This window comes from Lacinutrix undariae (genome assembly GCF_052934785.1).
Genome location: NZ_CM128809.1, coordinates 1,487,675 through 1,504,953, shown reverse-complemented (window position 1 = coordinate 1,504,953; position 17,279 = coordinate 1,487,675). Strand labels below are relative to the sequence as shown.

The following is a 17,279-nucleotide window of genomic DNA, read 5'->3' as shown; positions in this document are numbered from 1 at the left end:
TCTCATAATGACATTTACCAAAAATCAAAACGTATTACGTTGGACTATTATTTTAGTTTCATTTTTTACTATTTCTTTAATTTTATGGAATACATATATCTTTTTTCAGAATTTTAAAGATGAAGAACGCAGCAAGATGCAAAATTGGTCTTTTGCCCAAAAAGAACTAAGTAAATCGTCTAATTTAGATATAAATATTGGAGAACTTCCGCTGGTAATTCTTAAAAGCAACACTACAACTCCCATGATAAATGTGAGTGCAAATGGCAGAATGAATGCCAATAATATTTCTGAAGAAAAAGCAAAAGACACTACTTATTTACGCTCGCTTATTACAAAATTTAAAAGTGAAAACGAACCTATAGAAATTCGTTCAAACGGAAAAGTTTTATCTACTTTATACTACGGAAATTCACCACTATTAAACAAATTAAAATATTACCCTTTAGCACTTTTACTTATCATTTTACTTTTTGCTGCTGTAGCTTATTTCTTTTATAGAAGTACAAAAAATGCTGAACAAAACAAATTATGGACAGGAATGGCTAAAGAAACGGCCCATCAAATTGGAACGCCTTTATCTTCATTAATTGGTTGGACCGAAATTTTACGTTCCGAAGATGTAAATCCCGAGTATATAAAAGAGATTGAAAAAGATATTGATCGTCTACTTACTATTACCGACAGATTTAGCAAAATAGGATCAATACCTACCTTAAAAAAATGCGACATTATTGCCGAAACTTTTGAAACTTATGATTACTTAAAAGCGCGTTCATCAAAACTTATTGATTTTGAAATTGTAACACCAAATACGCCTCTTTACGTTAATTTAAATAAGCAATTATACAGTTGGACCATTGAGAATTTGGTGAAAAATGCTATTGATGCTATGAAAGGAAAAGGGAAATTAACCCTTAATATTGTAGACGATCATAAGTATGTGAAAATTATGGTTACCGATAACGGAAAAGGGCTTCAAAATCATTTACATACTAAAATTTTTAAACCCGGTTATACTAGTAAAAAACGCGGTTGGGGTTTAGGCTTATCTCTAGCCAAACGTATTGTTGAAGATTACCATAATGGGAAAATAAAAGTTTTAAATTCTGAAGTAGAAAAAGGAACTACAATGCAAATTTCATTAAAAATAATTGAGTAAATTTGCCGAATGCAAGAATCGTTTTTTACACTAAAAGAAGTTGCCCTAAATAACAACTGCCCTGAATGCTACTCCAAAGAAGGGTTACAACTTACTTTTAAACAAAAGTTTGTAGAAAACCGTTTTTATAAAGCAATTACAGAAGAAACAGCTCATGCTATTTTTTGTAACACCTGCAAAACTGATATTTTTCCTGTACAATGGACCGATGATATTGAGCGTGTATTTGAATATCAAAAAAAAGCAACACCTGCAAAACCTAAATCTGTAAAACTAAAACAGATGTCTTGGATTTTAATAAGTGTTAGCGCACTCATTATTACTGCAATCGTACTGTATTTCTTAGGAATTTTTAATGCTTTATAAGTGAGAGGCAATTTTAGTTGCAATAGCTTCAAACTCTTCTTTATCTAAAGTTACTTTATCAATAAATTGAATATCTCCCATGGTATTTAACGGCACTAAATGTACGTGAACATGTGGTACTTCTAGTCCAATAACCGACATTCCTACACGTTTACAAGGCAATGATTTCTCTAAAGCAATAGCTACTTTTCTTGAAAACTCCATTAGAGCCGTATAAGTTTTAGCATCTAAATCAAAAATTTTATTCACCTCCTTTTTTGGTATACAAAGTGTATGTCCTTTTGCGTTAGGATTAACATCTAAAAAAGCTAAAAAATCTTCAGTTTCTGCGACTTTATAACATGGAATTTCCCCGTTAACTATTTTTGTAAAAATTGACGCCATGATATGTGTTTAAAAAGTTATACTTGTAAATATAAAAAGATTCCCCTTTTGGAGGAATCTTTTTACTTATTTTATTGAAATACTATGTGTGTGACACGTGTATTATCTTGTGATTTCTAAGACATCAAATTTCATTACACCATTAGGCACTTGCACTTCTGCAACTTCACCAACAGCTTTTCCTAATAATCCTTTTCCTATTGGAGAGTTTACAGAAATTTTACCGGCAGCTAAATCTGCTTCACCATCTGCTACTAATGTGTAAAGTAACTCCATACCATTAGTTTGATTTTTAATTTTAACCGTAGATAACACTAATGCTTTTGAATTGTCTAATTGAGATTCATCAATTACTCGTGCTCCAGATAAAATTTCTTCAAGTTTAGAAATTTTCATTTCCAACATTCCTTGAGCTTCTTTTGCTGCATCATATTCAGCATTTTCACTTAAATCCCCTTTATCTCTAGCTTCAGCAATTGCTTGTGACGCACTTGGACGCTCTATATCTTTGAGTTGTCTTAACTGGTCTCTTAATTTTTTTAACCCTTCAGGCGTATAATAAGATACTTTACTCATAACTTTATCGTTTATTAATAATAAAAACAGCCGACTACATGTCAGCATAAAAAAATCCCGCTCACACGAGATCTATATTACAAATATACAATTTTTTTAATGCAACATTTATTTTATTGTAAATTGCATCTCAATTTTTAAAGACCTATGAAACACTTCTTTTTTCTTCTATCGTTAACACTATTAACTGCTTGCAGTAAGACAGACACATTAAACAACTGTAACTTTTTACTAGATCTTGGTGTTGGTGTTACTGTAAACTTAAACTTACCTCAATTTAGTCAGCTTCAATTTACCAGCAATTCAGTATATATTGCTAATCAAGGAAATGGAGGATTAATTGTTACTAATGTAGGATCGGGCCTACGTGCATGGGATGCAGCAGACCCAAATCATACATTTACAAATAGTTGCGCTATTTTAACCATAAATGGTGGAAACGCAACTTGTAGTTGTGGTGATGATAATGAATACAGTTTATTTACCGGGCAATCACTAAATGATCCTTTACCTTGTGGGTTAAAAGAATATCGTGTAGCGCTTACTGGAAGTAATACATATTATATTAGCAATTAAAACTTAAGGGTTGCGCCTACTAAAAAGTTGGTAGTTGCTTGCGGATAATACCCTGTACCTTCAATAGTTGTTATTGATCCTGGTACAGACCAATCATCATCGTAAGTATAATAATACCCATTAGACTCGTATTTTTCTCCAAAAACATTGTTCACTAAACCAGATAACACAATCGATTTAAATATCGATTTTGTTTTTATTTCATAAGTAACATTAAAATCGTTTACAAAATAGCTCTCTAATTTTGACGCTTTAGCATCTGTATTTCCCATAAATTGTTCACCTACAAATTTGCTTAAAAATGAGATTTGAATATTTTCTTTAGGCTGAAAAACAAAAGCATTAGCTGCTACAAATTCCGGAGAAAATGAAATATTTGTTTTTCCAAAGTCAGTTAATTCTCCATCAAAAGAAGCAAAGGTTGATTTGTTTTTGTTTGAACTTATGGTAAAATTAGGTTGTACTGAGAATTGCTTAGTAATTGCAATTGCAGATTCTACCTCTAATCCTAAACGGTAACTATCTCCGCTATTTGTACGTACTGGGTTTCCAACATTATCCAAAGCTCCTGTTAACACTAACTGTTCGTTGTATAACATATAATATGCATTTACGTTGATACGAAATTTTGGTGTATTATGTCTCCATCCTAACTCAAAATCATTAAGTTGCTCTGGTTTTACGGTGTCGTTATTTTCAAAATCATCTCTATTTGGCTCTCTATTTGCTCTCGCATAAGAAAAGTAAAGATTATTTTTAGCATTCATAGTATATGTGATTCCTGCTTTAGGGTTGAAAAAATTGTAGTTTTCATCAATAGCAAGTGGCACACGATCTGAAGTTAATCCAGTAGTTTTATAATCTACATTTCTAAGTTGTAAATCTCCGTATAAACTAATGTTTTCATTCAGTTTAAAAGTGGCTTTTGTAAATACACTGAAATCTTTTTTCTTTCCATTACTCGTGTAGTATCTGTCGTTAATTTCACTATTACTAGCATATTGAGCCCAGATAATTTCACCAAAATGATCACCATCATAATCACTATAAGATGTTCCGAAGGTGAAATTTAAAGCATCAGTTTTGTAATTTGCATTGGCATTAATAACGTAAAAATTATTATCTAACCAACGGCGTCTTATTAAATCTGTAGTATTAATAGTTTCGCCTCCAAGCGTAATTTCATCTAAATTATAATCTGCAAAATCCTCATCTTCTTTATACTGTTCAAAATAGCCAGAGCCTTTAGTGTAGTTTAATCCTAGGTTTGTAGACCAGTTATTATTGTAACGTTCATTCCAGTGCAATTGGTAGTGATCTTGACTGTAATTATCTACTTCATTATTATGAAAACGCGTATTTCCATCTTCGTCAGTATACATTCCAGCAGTATTGAAAGTACGGTCGTCTTTCAATTTTTCTAAATCTTCAAGACCATTCCAAGATTGGTAAGTCACTTCTTTTCCTCCAAAAGCAATGGCTTTAATTAAGGTATTATCATCTACATAAGATGCTTGTAAATAATACGATTTAAGATCAGAAGTTGCTCTATCAATATAACCATCTGAAGCGATTTTAGATAATCTACCTGCAATTTCAAAATGATCATTAAGTGTTCCTGTACTAAATTTTACCGTGTGTTTTCTGGTATTAAAACTTCCAAAACTATTAGAAATTTCTCCATTTGCTTCTTTAGAAATCGCATCGGTAAGCACATTAATACTTGCCCCAAAAGCTCCAGCTCCATTAGTTGATGTACCAACACCACGCTGCAGTTGTAAACTTTCTACTGAAGATGCCATATCTCCTAAATTTACCCAAAATGTTCCTAATGATTCGGCATCATTATACGGAATTCCATTAATAGTTACATTTGTAGATTGTGCATTAATACCACGCACTCTAATACCGGTGTACCCAACTCCTGCGCCACCATCGGAGGTGGTTACAACAGATGGCAAATAGTTTAACAACACTGGAAGATCTTGTCCTAAATTGCGTTTTTCTAATTGTTTTTTGGTAATATTACTGTGTGTAATTGGTGATGTTGCCTCAACGCGTACAGCTTTAACGAGGACTTCGTCTAGTTTTTCAACAGTGGTTGAATCTTTTTGTTTTTCTTGAGAAAACGCACTAACACTTAGTGCAAAAAGGCTTAAAAAAGCGAATAAATTTTTCATTACGATTATAGTATAATCGAATAAAAAGAGGTCATTATTCTTCGGTTAATAATATTATTTTTTGAACCCTAAAACATGTTAAGTAACGTCGTCACGCTACTCTTATTTTTAGTGTTCGTTTCCCTAAACAGCATTATCTGTTCTAGGTTCATTGGGTATGATCTCAGCCTCTTGTTTGTTGGAAAGTTAAAAATTAAACTGCAATTATTATAAAAACAACCTCATCTAACTCATGACTGCCAACTTAAAAAAGCACCCCTTTTTTGAGAACGCTGCAAATGTATTATAGATTTTTTAAATTTACTTTAAAAACAGCTACTTTTTTTATTCTATTTTAGGACGTTTTCTATTTGCTTTCTTTTCAGCCTTTTGCTTCTTTTTCTTTAACACTTTTAGTTTAACTGAATAAGGTACTTTAGTTTTTTTTCTTGGTTTTTGTACAATAAGAGCTTTAGAAATAAGCTCAAAAAACCGATCAATCACGAGTGCTTTATTTTTATGTTGACTTCTATTTTCACCACATTGTAGAATAATTAATTGCTCTTTTGTGATGCGTGAACTTAAATTTTTACTTAAAAGTGCTTTTTGTGTTTCATTAAATACCTGAGAGGTTTCTAAATTAAAAGTCAGTTCTACTTTTGAAGCCGTTTTATTAACATGTTGTCCTCCTGCTCCAGAGCTACGAATACCTTTAAAATCAAGTTCGGTAATTAAAAGTGTTTTACTAAACATCACTTTTCATTTGATGAGTAGTTTTCAATAAATCATTTACTGTTTTTACAGGATTGAAAGTAATTAATGGTACTTCAATAAAAATAGTATTCCAATTTGCCATACTACCATTCCAAAGCCCTGGTAATTCAAGTGCTTTAAGCTCTTTACCATGTTTTGTTTTTTGGGTAATAAAAGCGGCTTTTGGATCAACAAAATCTCCTAAATCAAACTTATTGCCTTTATAATCTTTTACACCACAAACTAAGTCTACTGGATTAAAATGAGTCGCCGATTTTATAATATGTTTTTGTTGTTTATTTTTAGAATTAATCTGAGCTGATTCTACAATTTGAAGCGATACACGGTACCCTTCGCCTTTCACCCAAAAAGGTCCTCCACCGGGTTCACCCTCATTTTTAACCATTCCACAAACACGAATTGGACGGTTTAATTTATCTCTTAAATATTCGATTTGATATTTATCTTTATATTTTTCAAATTCTGGAGAGATTCTTACCTGAAGTTTATTTAATAAAAATTCTGCAATTTCAATTAACTCACTACACGAAATTTCATCATCTTCTAAACGTTTTAAATAATGAAATGCGCGTTCTTGCACATCTAAAAGCACACCTGCTAATACTTTTTTATATTTAGCAACCTCTTCTTTAAAACTATATACTACAACATTATCAATATTTTTAACAAAGATCACATCGGCATTTAAATCATTTAAATTTTCAATAAGTGCACCATGACCTGAAGGTCGAAATAAAAGCTTTCCATTTGCTTCTCTAAAGGGTTTATCTTTTGGAGTTACCGCAATAGTATCTGTTAACTCTTTTTGGTATGAAAATGAAATATCAAACTGAACACCTGTTGCCAATTCAACCAACTCTTTTATACGTGTAAACTCAGCTTTAAATTTGGTATCATGTTGTTCTGAAATTGTAAAATGAAGCGTCGCTTTATTATTTGAAGATGCGTATAAGGCCGCCTCAAACAAATGCTCTTCAAAAGCTGTTACTGCTCTATTATTTTTATAGGTATGAAAAGGCAACAACCCTTTAGGAAAGTTCCCGTAGTTAAGTTTATCTTCATCCAACATTGTTTTTACAAACAGTACTATTTTTTTTTCAATTGATAATTTCTTATAATTAAGCTGCGTTTTTTCTATATGATTTATCACTTCCGAATAAAAAGGTAATTTTTCAATACCAACTAAAAAAATTGATAAATCTTTATTTTTAAACCTATTAAGATAAGAATTAAGAGTTTCATTTTCTTGAGAAAACTCTTCTATAAATGAGAATAAAAACTTAAACATTCTAGTTGCCGCACCAGAAGCTGGTACAAATTTCAACATAGAAACAACGTTACGTTTAGCTTCAAAATAAGCTATTTTTTTCTTTATTTCTTTTTCAGACAACCTCACAACACCATCGTTGATTGTAGCTGCCGCGATTAAATTTGAAAATGGCAATCCTGATTTAAAAGTCTCGATTTGAGCTTTTACTTTATTTACGGTTAATCCTTTTTTTTCTATTTGCTTTATATCTGAATTTGAAAAACTCATTCTTTTTTTTGTAATAAATTATCAATATGTTCTATCGCGATTTTTAAACGTTCCTCTTTATTTCCTTTTACTAAAACATAAGGTCTGTTATATTTTTTTAAAGCCGTTTCAAAAGCTTTAAACATGTTTTCACGTTCGTGGGGCTTATCTCTTAAATCATCTGCTTCCCAAGGGGTGTCAATATAGGTTAAAAAATATAAATCGTAAGTATTTTCTAATGCATATTTTTCAAGAACAGGATCACAAGTTCCTGAATAATAAGCTTCCGAATACACTTTAGTTTCTAAAACATTGGTATCACAAACTAGTACTGAGTTGGTTTTTTGGGCTAAAGTATTTTCAAGTTTCATCTGCCCAATAGCTATAGGAAGTAAATCTTTAGGTTCGCAAATTTTATGTTCATTGTTCCATTTATCTTGCAAATAATCTCGTGCAAATTCAGGAACCCATAATGATTTATAATGGGCCGCCAATTGCCTTGACAATGTTGTTTTACCTGTAGATTCGGGTCCAAATAAAACAACTTTTATACAATTTGCGGGGTGTTGTTTAAGTGCTTTTTCCATGCTAAATATCCAAATATTGCTATCACTGTAAATCCTAAATATTGAAAACTAGTAAAGGTAAATCCTTTATAAAAATACAAAGGCACCGAAATAATATCCCCAACTATCCAAAAGATCCAATTTTCTACTTTTCGTTTCGCCATTAACCACATTCCTACAAAAAATATGGCTGTAGTAACGGTATCAACCATTGCTACCCAACTGGTCCATCTATCAAAAAATGTGTACACAACATACACAAAAGCTATAGTTGCAAAAAAAATGGCGACACTTATTTTTTTCTCTTTTAGCGTCATAGCTGCAATTGGTGTTACATAAGTATCATCTACTTTTCGTGTCCAAATATACCAACCATAAACACTCATAATAAAATAGTAAGCGTTTATCATCATGTCTCCCAATAACCCCCATTTTAGTAGTAAATACACAAAAATACTTGTACTTATTATTCCTGTTGGAAATACTAAAATATGATTTTGTTTTGAAAACCAAACTGATAAAAATCCAAAAATAACGGCTACTATTTCTAGAGTGATATCTAATATACTATAAGTAGCGTATTGACCAAAAAGGAAATCAAAAATGTGGTTCATAAGCGCTACGATCGGTTTTTACAATTTTCATTTGCAATACGGCAATATCAATATCTTCAAACGAACGCTTAATTTCTTGTGTTAAAAATGGCATCACCTTATCAAAATCTCCAAAAATTTGAGTACTCAAAGGGTTTTCTAAAACGGTAAAGTCTGAAGCTCGTAAATGTTTTATAAAATCAATAATATGTGGTTCGTAATCATCTTTTAGTGGTGATAATTGTAGTTCTACTGATATTTTCATGTTTTTTTATTTTATTAATCTAATATTTTAATTCTTCAAAAAACGAGTCGTCGTCTTCAAAAGCAGTTCCAATAACTACCAAATCTGCTCCAGCTTTATAAGCCTTTTTTAAATCTTTAATATTTTTAATTCCACCTCCAACAATCAATGGAACTTGGATATCTTTTTTTACTCCGGAAATAATATCTGCCGACACTGGTTTTACCGCGCCACTTCCGGCTTCTAGATAAATTAATTTCATTCCTAAAAGCTCTCCTGCTTTTGCGGTATCCACAATATGTTGCACATTGTTTTCCAACATAGGTTGCGTTTGAGTAACGCGTTGTACTGCGGTTTCTTTTCCGTTTTCAATAAGAAGATAACCTGTTGAAATCACCTGTAAATTAGTGGTTCTTAATTTCGCTACAGAAGCTATATGTTTACCAATTAAATAGTCGGGATTTGTTCCTGAAATCAAGGATAAAAACAACAAAGCATCGGCTTTATCAGTTATTTGAGTAACATCTCCAGGAAAAATAATCACTGGTAAATGCGTGAGTTTTTTAAGTGTATCAACTAAAGTATCGGTAACTAAATCTTCAACCGTACTTCCGCCTACAAAAATATGAGTTGCTACAGATGTATGCAGCTTTTTTATAAATGAAGGCAATGCTTCGAGTAACATTTTATCGGGATCAATTAAAACCGCTAATAATTTTTCACCTTCAGCAATAGCTGTAATTATATTTTGATATATCTTGGTCATTTTTATGTGGTAACGTAAGAGCAAGTAAAGTCTTCAAATTCTAAAAAGTGAGAGGTATAACGGTATTTTTTGCCTTCATAATCTATCCAAGCTACCGTATTTTGATCTTCTAACATAAAAGGAATTACTAAAAAATGTTCCTTAAACAACATCCCTGGTGTAGCAAAAAGTTTGTATAACGATTCTTTAATTCCCCAAATAATCGTTAGTTTTTTAATATAATCTTCGGCTTCTGTTTGGAGATATTTAAATTCATAATCCACAAATTTACGAGCTATAACAGCAATTTTATCACGCTGTTTTTCTATATCAATTCCTACTTCATTATCACTAATAATTACTCCCGAAAAGGTAAATGAATGCGTAATAGAAATTTGTTTTCCATCTTTTAAATGCGGTTTTCCGTTAGCGTCATAAAACAAATCTGCATCGGTGTAACCAAATTCGGCAAGCAAATGTCTCACGCTCAAAAAACCACGTTGGTGCAATTCGCTTTTCATACCTAAAACGCGGTTCAAACTTTTTTCTTCAAGGGTAATTGGCTGAAACAAATCGTTATACGACTCTGTAATCTTCCAGACTTTAACAATAGTTTGTGAGTTGACAATAATGGTTTTATAGAGTGGCATTTAATATTCTGAAAGTTATTAGTTATCTTTGCATTGCCTAAGGCACGTTTTACAATTCTGGTAAGCGAATTTAACTATTTTAAGCGCTATAGCCAAAGTTGTTTGACGATAAAAATTATAAGAAAAAAATTAAATATGAGTACAAAAACTGTTGCTTACGTACCTAACAAGGTGAAGGATATGTCGCTTGCGGCTTGGGGAAGAAAAGAAATTAAATTAGCTGAAGCAGAAATGCCAGGACTAATGAGTCTTCGTGAAGAATACAAAAACGAACAACCTTTAAAAGGTGCTCGTATTGCAGGATGTTTACATATGACGATTCAAACTGCTGTTTTAATTGAAACATTACAAGCTTTAGGTGCTGAAGTAACTTGGAGTTCTTGTAATATTTTCTCTACACAAGATCAGGCTGCAGCTGCAATTGCTGAAGCAGGAACTGCTGTATATGCTTGGAAAGGTTTATCTGAAGAAGAATTTGACTGGTGTATTGAACAAACATTATTTTTTGGAGAAGACAGAAAACCATTAAATATGATTCTTGATGATGGTGGTGATTTAACAAATATGGTTTTAGATCGTTACCCTGAATTAGCTGATGGAATTAACGGTTTATCTGAAGAAACTACAACAGGAGTTCACAGACTTTACGAACGTGTGAAAAATGGTACTTTAACAATGCCAGCAATTAACGTTAACGATTCTGTAACTAAATCTAAATTTGATAACAAATACGGTTGTAAAGAATCTGCAGTAGATGCAATTCGTCGTGCAACAGATATTATGTTAGCAGGAAAACGTGTTACTGTTTGTGGTTACGGTGATGTTGGAAAAGGAACTGCAGCATCTTTTAAAGGCGCAGGTTCTATTGTAACAGTTACTGAAATTGACCCAATTTGTGCACTACAAGCTGCAATGGACGGTTTTGAAGTTAAAAAATTAGAAACTGTTGTTGGAAATAGCGATATCGTTATTACAACTACAGGAAATAAAGATATCGTTCGTGCTGAACACTTTGAAGCAATGAAAGATAAAGTTATCGTTGCAAATATTGGTCACTTTGATAACGAAATTCAAGTAGGTTGGTTAAACGAGAAATACGGTGATACTAAAGATACTATTAAGCCACAAGTTGATAAATACAACATTAATGGTAACGATATTATTTTACTTGCAGAAGGACGTTTAGTAAACTTAGGTTGTGCAACTGGTCACCCTAGTTTTGTAATGAGTAACTCATTTACAAACCAAACTTTAGCACAAATTGAACTTTGGAATAACAAAGCAGCATACGGAAACGATGTATATATGTTACCAAAATATTTAGATGAAAAAGTTGCAAAATTACACTTAGAAAAAATTGGTGTTGAGCTTACTGAATTAAAATCTGATCAGGCTGAATATATTGGTGTAACTGTTGAAGGTCCTTACAAACCAGAACACTACAGATACTAATACATTTCTTACTATAAGAAATTATATATTATTAAAAATCCCAAACAGCAATGTTTGGGATTTTTTTTGGCTTGAAAAATAAAAATATTCTCGATACAAAGTTGCTAAAAACACTATTTCACTTGAGCTGACTTACGTACTTAAACCACAATAACGCTTTACTAAAATCTTACTTCAAGTGATTTTTGAGGTACGAAAAACTGTATAGAGAAATATATAAATGTAAATCAATAAAAAAAGACCTCACAAGTTTTAATACTTGTGAGATCTTTTTTTTTCTATTAAATAAATACTAATTCCCTTTCTTAGGATGTACTAATTTCATCTCGTCTATTAAACGTGTTGCTCCCGCATATTTATCAACAATAAATAATACATAACGTACATCAACCATAATGTTACGGCAAATTTCTGGATCATAATAAATATCACTCATGGTACCTTCCCATACACGGTCAAAATTTAACCCTACAAGATTTCCATTCGCATCAATTGCAGGACTTCCAGAATTACCTCCTGTAGTATGATTTGTTCCTATAAAACATACTGGTAGTTTTCCGTTAGCATCAGCATAATTTCCATAGTTTTTAGTACGATATAATTCTTGTAATTTTTCAGGAACATCAAACTCATAATCGCCTGGTACATATTTTTCAATTACACCATCTAAGTATGTTACAGGTTGGTAATACACAGCATCTCTTGGCGCATATCCTTTTACTTTACCATAAGTTACACGAAGTGTACTGTTAGCATCTGGAAAATAACGTGCTTCTGGCAACACTTCCATAAGCGCTTTCATATAACGCTTTTGATATGCATTAATTTCTAAATTAAGTCCGCTATATTTTGGGTCTAAATCATTATAATAAGCTTCAATAAAAGGTTTAGCATATTTATATGCTGCATCTTTATTTAGTTTTTTCAATACTTTTTTAGCATCACCTTCTAAAAGATTCATAGCATCTTCAAGATTTGTAAATGCTGTTTTCTTATAAATTGACGCATCAACATTATCAGTATACAATGGCATTACTGCTTCAAAAACACCTTGATCCACAGTTGCATCATAATTTTTATATACTGCTTTTAATTGTGATTGTACATTTGTTCTTGCACGCTCAAAAGCATCATCACCTTTAGCTGCATATTGTTCAAATTGGTACAATCTAAAACTCATTTTCATTAACTCATTGGTACGATAAAAGACTTCAAAAAAGTTACCTCTTTTTACTTTAGTCGCTTCAATTTCGTTGTATAAACGCTCTAATTCTGGTAAAATATCACCATAAACAGCTTCTAAATTTTGAGCTTTTAACTGTGTTTCAAATTCCGACTCAAACTCACGCTTAATCGCAATAGCACCACTTTTTTCAATTCCTAAATTCTGCCCAATCCACTTTTTCCATGCATTAGCAATACCTGCTTGTTTTGAAGCATATTTAATTCTAATTTCATCATCAGCTTTCATACTTGCATCAATTACTTTAAGAGCAGCTTCTCTAATAGCGATATTTGATGGATTAATTTTAGATACAATTTGCTCAATCGCAACAGCTGGTAAATATTCATCTGTAGTTCCTGGGAAACCAAAAACCATTGTAAAATCATTTTCACTTACCCCGTCAAGAGATACTGGTAAAAAGTGTTTTGGTGTAAAAGGCACATTATCTTTGGCATATTTTGCAGGACGGTTATTTTTATCAGCATAAATTCTGAACATTGAAAAATCTCCAGTATGACGCGGCCAAACCCAGTTATCTGTATCACTACCAAATTTCCCAATACTACTTGGTGGCGCACCTACTAATCTGATATCTTCATAACGCTCAGTTACAAATAAAAAGTACTGATTACCTTTATAAAACGACTTTATTTTTGTGTTTTGCCAAGCTTCTTTTGTTGCTTTTTTTTGAGTGGCAGCACTATTCTTATCTATTTTAGATTGCTGTTCTTTTGCAGACATTTCATCAGTAACACCAGCTAAAACTTGCGTAGTTACGTCTTCAATTCTTACAATAAATTCAACATATAAACCTTCATTTGGTAATTCATCTTTTAAATTCATTGCCCAAAATCCATCTTTTAAATAATCATTTTCTAAAGACGAATGTGATTGAATTTGGCTAAACCCACAATGGTGATTAGTCAATAACAACCCTTGTGACGAAATAACCTCACTTGTACAACCTCCATTAAAATGCCCAATCGCATCTTTAAGGCTAGAATTATTAACATCATAAATATCTTGTGCTGAAAGTTCACTGCCTAACGACTGCATTTCATCTTCATTCATTCCTTGTAAAAGCGACGGAATCCACATGCCTCCCTGTTGCGCAGACATTTGTATGGTGACAAAGAATAAAAGTAATTTTAAAAATTTCATAGTTTCTTTTTTTTAGTGCTAACAAAGATAAAAAAGCAGCGTCATATCTTTAAATCTTAACTCATTTTATATTGCTTTTAACATCGCTTTAAATGTTAAAACTATTATAAAGCCGTTACTTTGCAAATTATTGTGTGTCTAAACAATAAACCCGAAACTTATTAATTATGAAATTCAAATATTTATTACTTACTTTATCTAGTGTTGCTATTTTTTCTTGCGGAAGTACAGAACGTGTAATTACTAATGAAGGAAAGGTATACGAAATTAAAAAAGATCAATTTTTTAACAATAGTGAAGATGTTACCGATATTTTAACTGTTGAAGAAAAAGAAAATATTATGACCACGCTTAACGAACGTTTAGCTGCAGAAAGATTAGCCGAAGAAAAGCAAGAAGCTTTAGATAAAAAACAAGAAGAGCTTGAAGCGCAACAAGAGAAAGTTGAAAAAGCTAAAGAGAAAGCAGAAAAAGAACAAGAACGTATTGAAAAAGAAATAAAAGCTAAAAAAGATGCTAGAGAAGATCTTTTTGACGCTAAAGATAAGTTTTCAGATCAACAAAAAAAATACAATAAGCTTCACGAAAAAGGTGAATTATCTCCAAATGACGAAGCTAAATGGGCTGAAAAATTAAGTAAATTACAAAAAAAAGTAACTAAAGCTGAAAAAGCGTTAAAAAAAATATAGGTGAATAACCAATTAAAAATTGCTTACATCCAAACCCATCTCGAATGGGAAAATCCTGAACAAAACAGACAAAATTTTGAAGAAAAAATCACAACAATCTCAACAGAAGTTGATGTGATTATTCTTCCAGAAATGTTTACAACCGGTTTTACCATGAATGCTTCTTCACTTGCTGAAGACATGACTGGTAAAACCGTTTTTTGGATGAAAAATTTAGCACATAAAACATGTGCTGCAATTGTTGGTAGCCTAATTATAAAAGAAAATAACACGTATTATAACCGTTTACTTTTTGTTTTACCTAATGGTGAAATTAAAACCTACGATAAACGACATGCATTTACCCTTGCTGGTGAAGATAAAACGTTTACTTCTGGAACTAAAAAACTTATAATTGATTATAAAGGTTGGAAAATTTGTCCGTTAGTATGCTATGATTTACGTTTTCCGGTGTGGTCTAGAAACACAAATACTTACGATATACTATTATATGTGGCCAATTGGCCTAAAAAACGCATTACTGCATGGGATGCTCTTTTAAAAGCAAGAGCTATTGAAAACATGACGTATTGCATAGGTGTTAACCGAGTAGGTATTGACGGTAAGGGTTTTGAATACAACGGAAACTCTGTAGTATATGATGCCTTAGGAACAGCATTAAACACCAATAATTCTGATAAAGATTATACACAAATAGTAACCTTAAATCGCGACACTCTTAACAAACATCGCGATAGGTTTAAGTTTTTAAATGATGGTGATCAATTTACTCTAAAGTAAACTCTTCAACCCAATCCCAACCAGCTCTTACATCAATAACTTCTGGTGAATAACTAATACGTTCGGGTTGCTTTTGATTTAGATAATCTCCAGTATCCCAAATTTCATTTTTATTTCTATCAAATATAACACGTAAGTAATACTTACCTGGTATTAAATTACTAAAATCAAACGGTTGTGATTCTGTAGCGTACTGTTCGTATTTTACTTCATCTTTATCGTTTGTTAGCTGAATAATAACTGGATAAATGGCGTTGTTTAATTTTACACGAACATTACCAAATTCAGAAAATGTTTTGGTTTTAAAATTATATTGTAAAGTATCATTAACATCACCAAAGAAATCTGTTATCGCTTCTGGTAACAACTGTATTTTATAACTATTAGCTTCTGTTTTATCAAACTTAAAAGCGTAGGTGTTTTTTAAGCTATCAAATTCTGTTTTAAAAGGAACATCTAAAGAATCTTTATCTATAATTGACACTTTATTAAGATTCAATTTATCAAAAGGCGTACTTCCTTCTAATACAAAATCATCATTAAAACCTACGGTCCCAGATTGGCCGCTACGCACTACCATAGTATCTTTATCTAAAGTTCTAAAACGTACTTTAAAAGTGTCTAAATATGTTTTATGAGAAACTATAAATTGAGTAGAGTCTATTAGTAAACTTGGTTTATACCAATAATATAAAGTATCTGAACTTTTATCTTTTGTTAATCTGCTTTGATAACCTTCAGGCGTGTTTTCTAAAATTTTAACTCGCATAGCTTCATAACTCCCTTCATAACCAAAAGCTATTTTTTGACCTGATACTTGTCTTGGTTTTACAGCTTTAAATTTAGGGGTTTCCTTAAATAAATTTAAAGAATAAATAGTATCTGTTGGTACCATAATATGCTTACGATGAAACCCAATTTTATCTGTTTTTTGTTGAAACGTGTAATTGTTACTTTCTTCTTTTAAAGCAACCATTAAATATTTTCCCGCCTTTATGTTTTCTACACTAAACGTGGTAACACTATCTAAAGTGTTGGTAATATATTTTGGTTTTTCTTTATAAACTATAGAGTCCGTAAAGGTGTCATTAATTTCATATAACATCACAGACACAAAAGTTTCGGGAATACGTTTTTCGGCATCAAAAATAATTCCTTTTACAGATAACGAGTCAATATGATTTCCGGTAGAAAACACATATTTATAATATGAAAACGGATTTTCTTCATGGTTATCTACAATACTTTGCCCAAAATTAAAAGCGTAAGTTGTATTAGGTTTTAATGTATCGTTAATTACAATTTTTATATATTTATTAGCCGTACTTAACGGTGTAATTGTTGGAGCAGGATCCATTGGAGGCGATACAATTAGTTGTTTTTGTACGTTTTTAATCTTTACATATTCATCAAAATAAATACGAATTTCATTTCCTTTAAAGTTTGTTGTAAAATTTTCAGGAACAGACTTTACAATTTTTGGAGGTGTTTCATCTTTATCTCCACCTGTTGGCGTACCGCGATTAGCACAACTTAAACAAAATAGTATGGTTGCGAGTAGGCTTATATTTTTAAATAAATTTTTAGGCATTGTAAGTCTCAAATTTTAGGCAAATTAACAACATATTTGATATACAAACGACATGTAGACTATAAAAATT

18 protein-coding genes are annotated in these 17,279 nt (G+C 31.6%); 6 read left to right on the top strand and 12 right to left on the bottom strand.

The features are described 5' to 3' along the window. Positions 1-7 precede the first annotated feature (7 nt). Entirely contained in the window at positions 8-1,162 is a 1,155-nt protein-coding gene (locus ACU4C5_RS06675) for a sensor histidine kinase (RefSeq protein WP_446846289.1), read from the top strand. A 9-nt stretch (positions 1,163-1,171) separates the two neighbouring features. Continuing rightward, entirely contained in the window at positions 1,172-1,528 is a 357-nt protein-coding gene (locus ACU4C5_RS06670; RefSeq protein ID WP_446846288.1) for a hypothetical protein, read from the top strand. On the opposite strand, the gene ACU4C5_RS06665 is transcribed toward ACU4C5_RS06670, so the two are convergent. Both ACU4C5_RS06665 and greA read right to left on the bottom strand, forming a co-directional pair. Next, entirely contained in the window at positions 1,523-1,912 is a 390-nt protein-coding gene (locus tag ACU4C5_RS06665) for an HIT family protein (protein WP_446846287.1), read from the bottom strand. The two genes, ACU4C5_RS06670 and ACU4C5_RS06665, sit on opposite strands and share 6 nt — an antisense overlap. A 102-nt stretch (positions 1,913-2,014) precedes the next feature. After that, positions 2,015-2,488, bottom strand: a complete 474-nt coding sequence (gene greA / locus ACU4C5_RS06660; RefSeq protein WP_446846286.1) for a transcription elongation factor GreA — start codon at positions 2,486-2,488, stop codon at positions 2,015-2,017. A 147-nt stretch (positions 2,489-2,635) separates the two neighbouring features. Here greA and ACU4C5_RS06655 point away from each other — a divergent pair, with 147 nt between their 5' ends. Then, on the top strand, positions 2,636-3,064 hold the full coding sequence (locus ACU4C5_RS06655) for a Rieske (2Fe-2S) protein (RefSeq protein WP_446846285.1): 429 nt from the start codon (positions 2,636-2,638) through the stop codon (positions 3,062-3,064). On the opposite strand, the gene ACU4C5_RS06650 is transcribed toward ACU4C5_RS06655, so the two are convergent. From ACU4C5_RS06650 to ACU4C5_RS06615, 8 genes are all read right to left on the bottom strand, one after another. Continuing rightward, on the bottom strand, positions 3,061-5,244 hold the full coding sequence (locus ACU4C5_RS06650) for a TonB-dependent receptor (protein ID WP_446846284.1): 2,184 nt from the start codon (positions 5,242-5,244) through the stop codon (positions 3,061-3,063). The two genes, ACU4C5_RS06655 and ACU4C5_RS06650, sit on opposite strands and share 4 nt — an antisense overlap. Before the next feature lie 324 nt (positions 5,245-5,568). Then, positions 5,569-5,976, bottom strand: coding sequence for an alternative ribosome rescue aminoacyl-tRNA hydrolase ArfB (gene arfB, locus ACU4C5_RS06645; RefSeq protein ID WP_446846283.1), 408 nt, complete (start codon positions 5,974-5,976; stop codon positions 5,569-5,571). Then, entirely contained in the window at positions 5,969-7,534 is a 1,566-nt protein-coding gene (locus ACU4C5_RS06640; RefSeq protein ID WP_446846282.1) for a DUF4301 family protein, read from the bottom strand. Before ACU4C5_RS06640 ends, arfB begins: the two co-directional genes overlap by 8 nt. Next, positions 7,531-8,100, bottom strand: a complete 570-nt coding sequence (locus ACU4C5_RS06635; protein ID WP_446846281.1) for an ATP/GTP-binding protein — start codon at positions 8,098-8,100, stop codon at positions 7,531-7,533. Before ACU4C5_RS06635 ends, ACU4C5_RS06640 begins: the two co-directional genes overlap by 4 nt. Further along, entirely contained in the window at positions 8,061-8,693 is a 633-nt protein-coding gene (pnuC, locus tag ACU4C5_RS06630; RefSeq protein WP_446846280.1) for a nicotinamide riboside transporter PnuC, read from the bottom strand. Before pnuC ends, ACU4C5_RS06635 begins: the two co-directional genes overlap by 40 nt. Further along, positions 8,677-8,937 carry a hypothetical protein gene (locus ACU4C5_RS06625; protein ID WP_446846279.1) on the bottom strand — a complete coding sequence of 87 codons (261 nt, stop codon included), beginning with the start codon at positions 8,935-8,937 and terminating at the stop codon, positions 8,677-8,679. Before ACU4C5_RS06625 ends, pnuC begins: the two co-directional genes overlap by 17 nt. A 19-nt stretch (positions 8,938-8,956) precedes the next feature. Continuing rightward, a complete protein-coding gene (locus ACU4C5_RS06620) occupies positions 8,957-9,682 on the bottom strand; it encodes a phosphoglycerol geranylgeranyltransferase (protein ID WP_446846278.1) in 726 nt (241 codons plus the stop codon). A gap of 2 nt (positions 9,683-9,684) precedes the next feature. Further along, entirely contained in the window at positions 9,685-10,311 is a 627-nt protein-coding gene (locus tag ACU4C5_RS06615; protein WP_446846277.1) for a 4'-phosphopantetheinyl transferase family protein, read from the bottom strand. Between the two features lie 135 nt (positions 10,312-10,446). Here ACU4C5_RS06615 and ahcY point away from each other — a divergent pair, with 135 nt between their 5' ends. Then, on the top strand, positions 10,447-11,763 hold the full coding sequence (gene ahcY / locus ACU4C5_RS06610) for an adenosylhomocysteinase (protein WP_446846276.1): 1,317 nt from the start codon (positions 10,447-10,449) through the stop codon (positions 11,761-11,763). A gap of 292 nt (positions 11,764-12,055) precedes the next feature. Here the strand turns inward: ahcY and ACU4C5_RS06605 are convergent, their stop codons facing one another. Next, entirely contained in the window at positions 12,056-14,149 is a 2,094-nt protein-coding gene (locus tag ACU4C5_RS06605) for a S46 family peptidase (protein ID WP_446846275.1), read from the bottom strand. 167 nt (positions 14,150-14,316) lie between these two features. Between ACU4C5_RS06605 and ACU4C5_RS06600 the strand changes: the two genes are divergently transcribed. Beyond that, positions 14,317-14,838 carry a hypothetical protein gene (locus ACU4C5_RS06600; RefSeq protein ID WP_446846274.1) on the top strand — a complete coding sequence of 174 codons (522 nt, stop codon included), beginning with the start codon at positions 14,317-14,319 and terminating at the stop codon, positions 14,836-14,838. Then, positions 14,839-15,618 carry an amidohydrolase gene (locus ACU4C5_RS06595; protein WP_446846273.1) on the top strand — a complete coding sequence of 260 codons (780 nt, stop codon included), beginning with the start codon at positions 14,839-14,841 and terminating at the stop codon, positions 15,616-15,618. It begins immediately after the preceding gene. Here ACU4C5_RS06595 and ACU4C5_RS06590 read toward each other — a convergent pair. Beyond that, positions 15,605-17,209, bottom strand: coding sequence for an Ig-like domain-containing domain (locus tag ACU4C5_RS06590; RefSeq protein WP_446846272.1), 1,605 nt, complete (start codon positions 17,207-17,209; stop codon positions 15,605-15,607). The two genes, ACU4C5_RS06595 and ACU4C5_RS06590, sit on opposite strands and share 14 nt — an antisense overlap. Positions 17,210-17,279 lie beyond the last annotated feature (70 nt).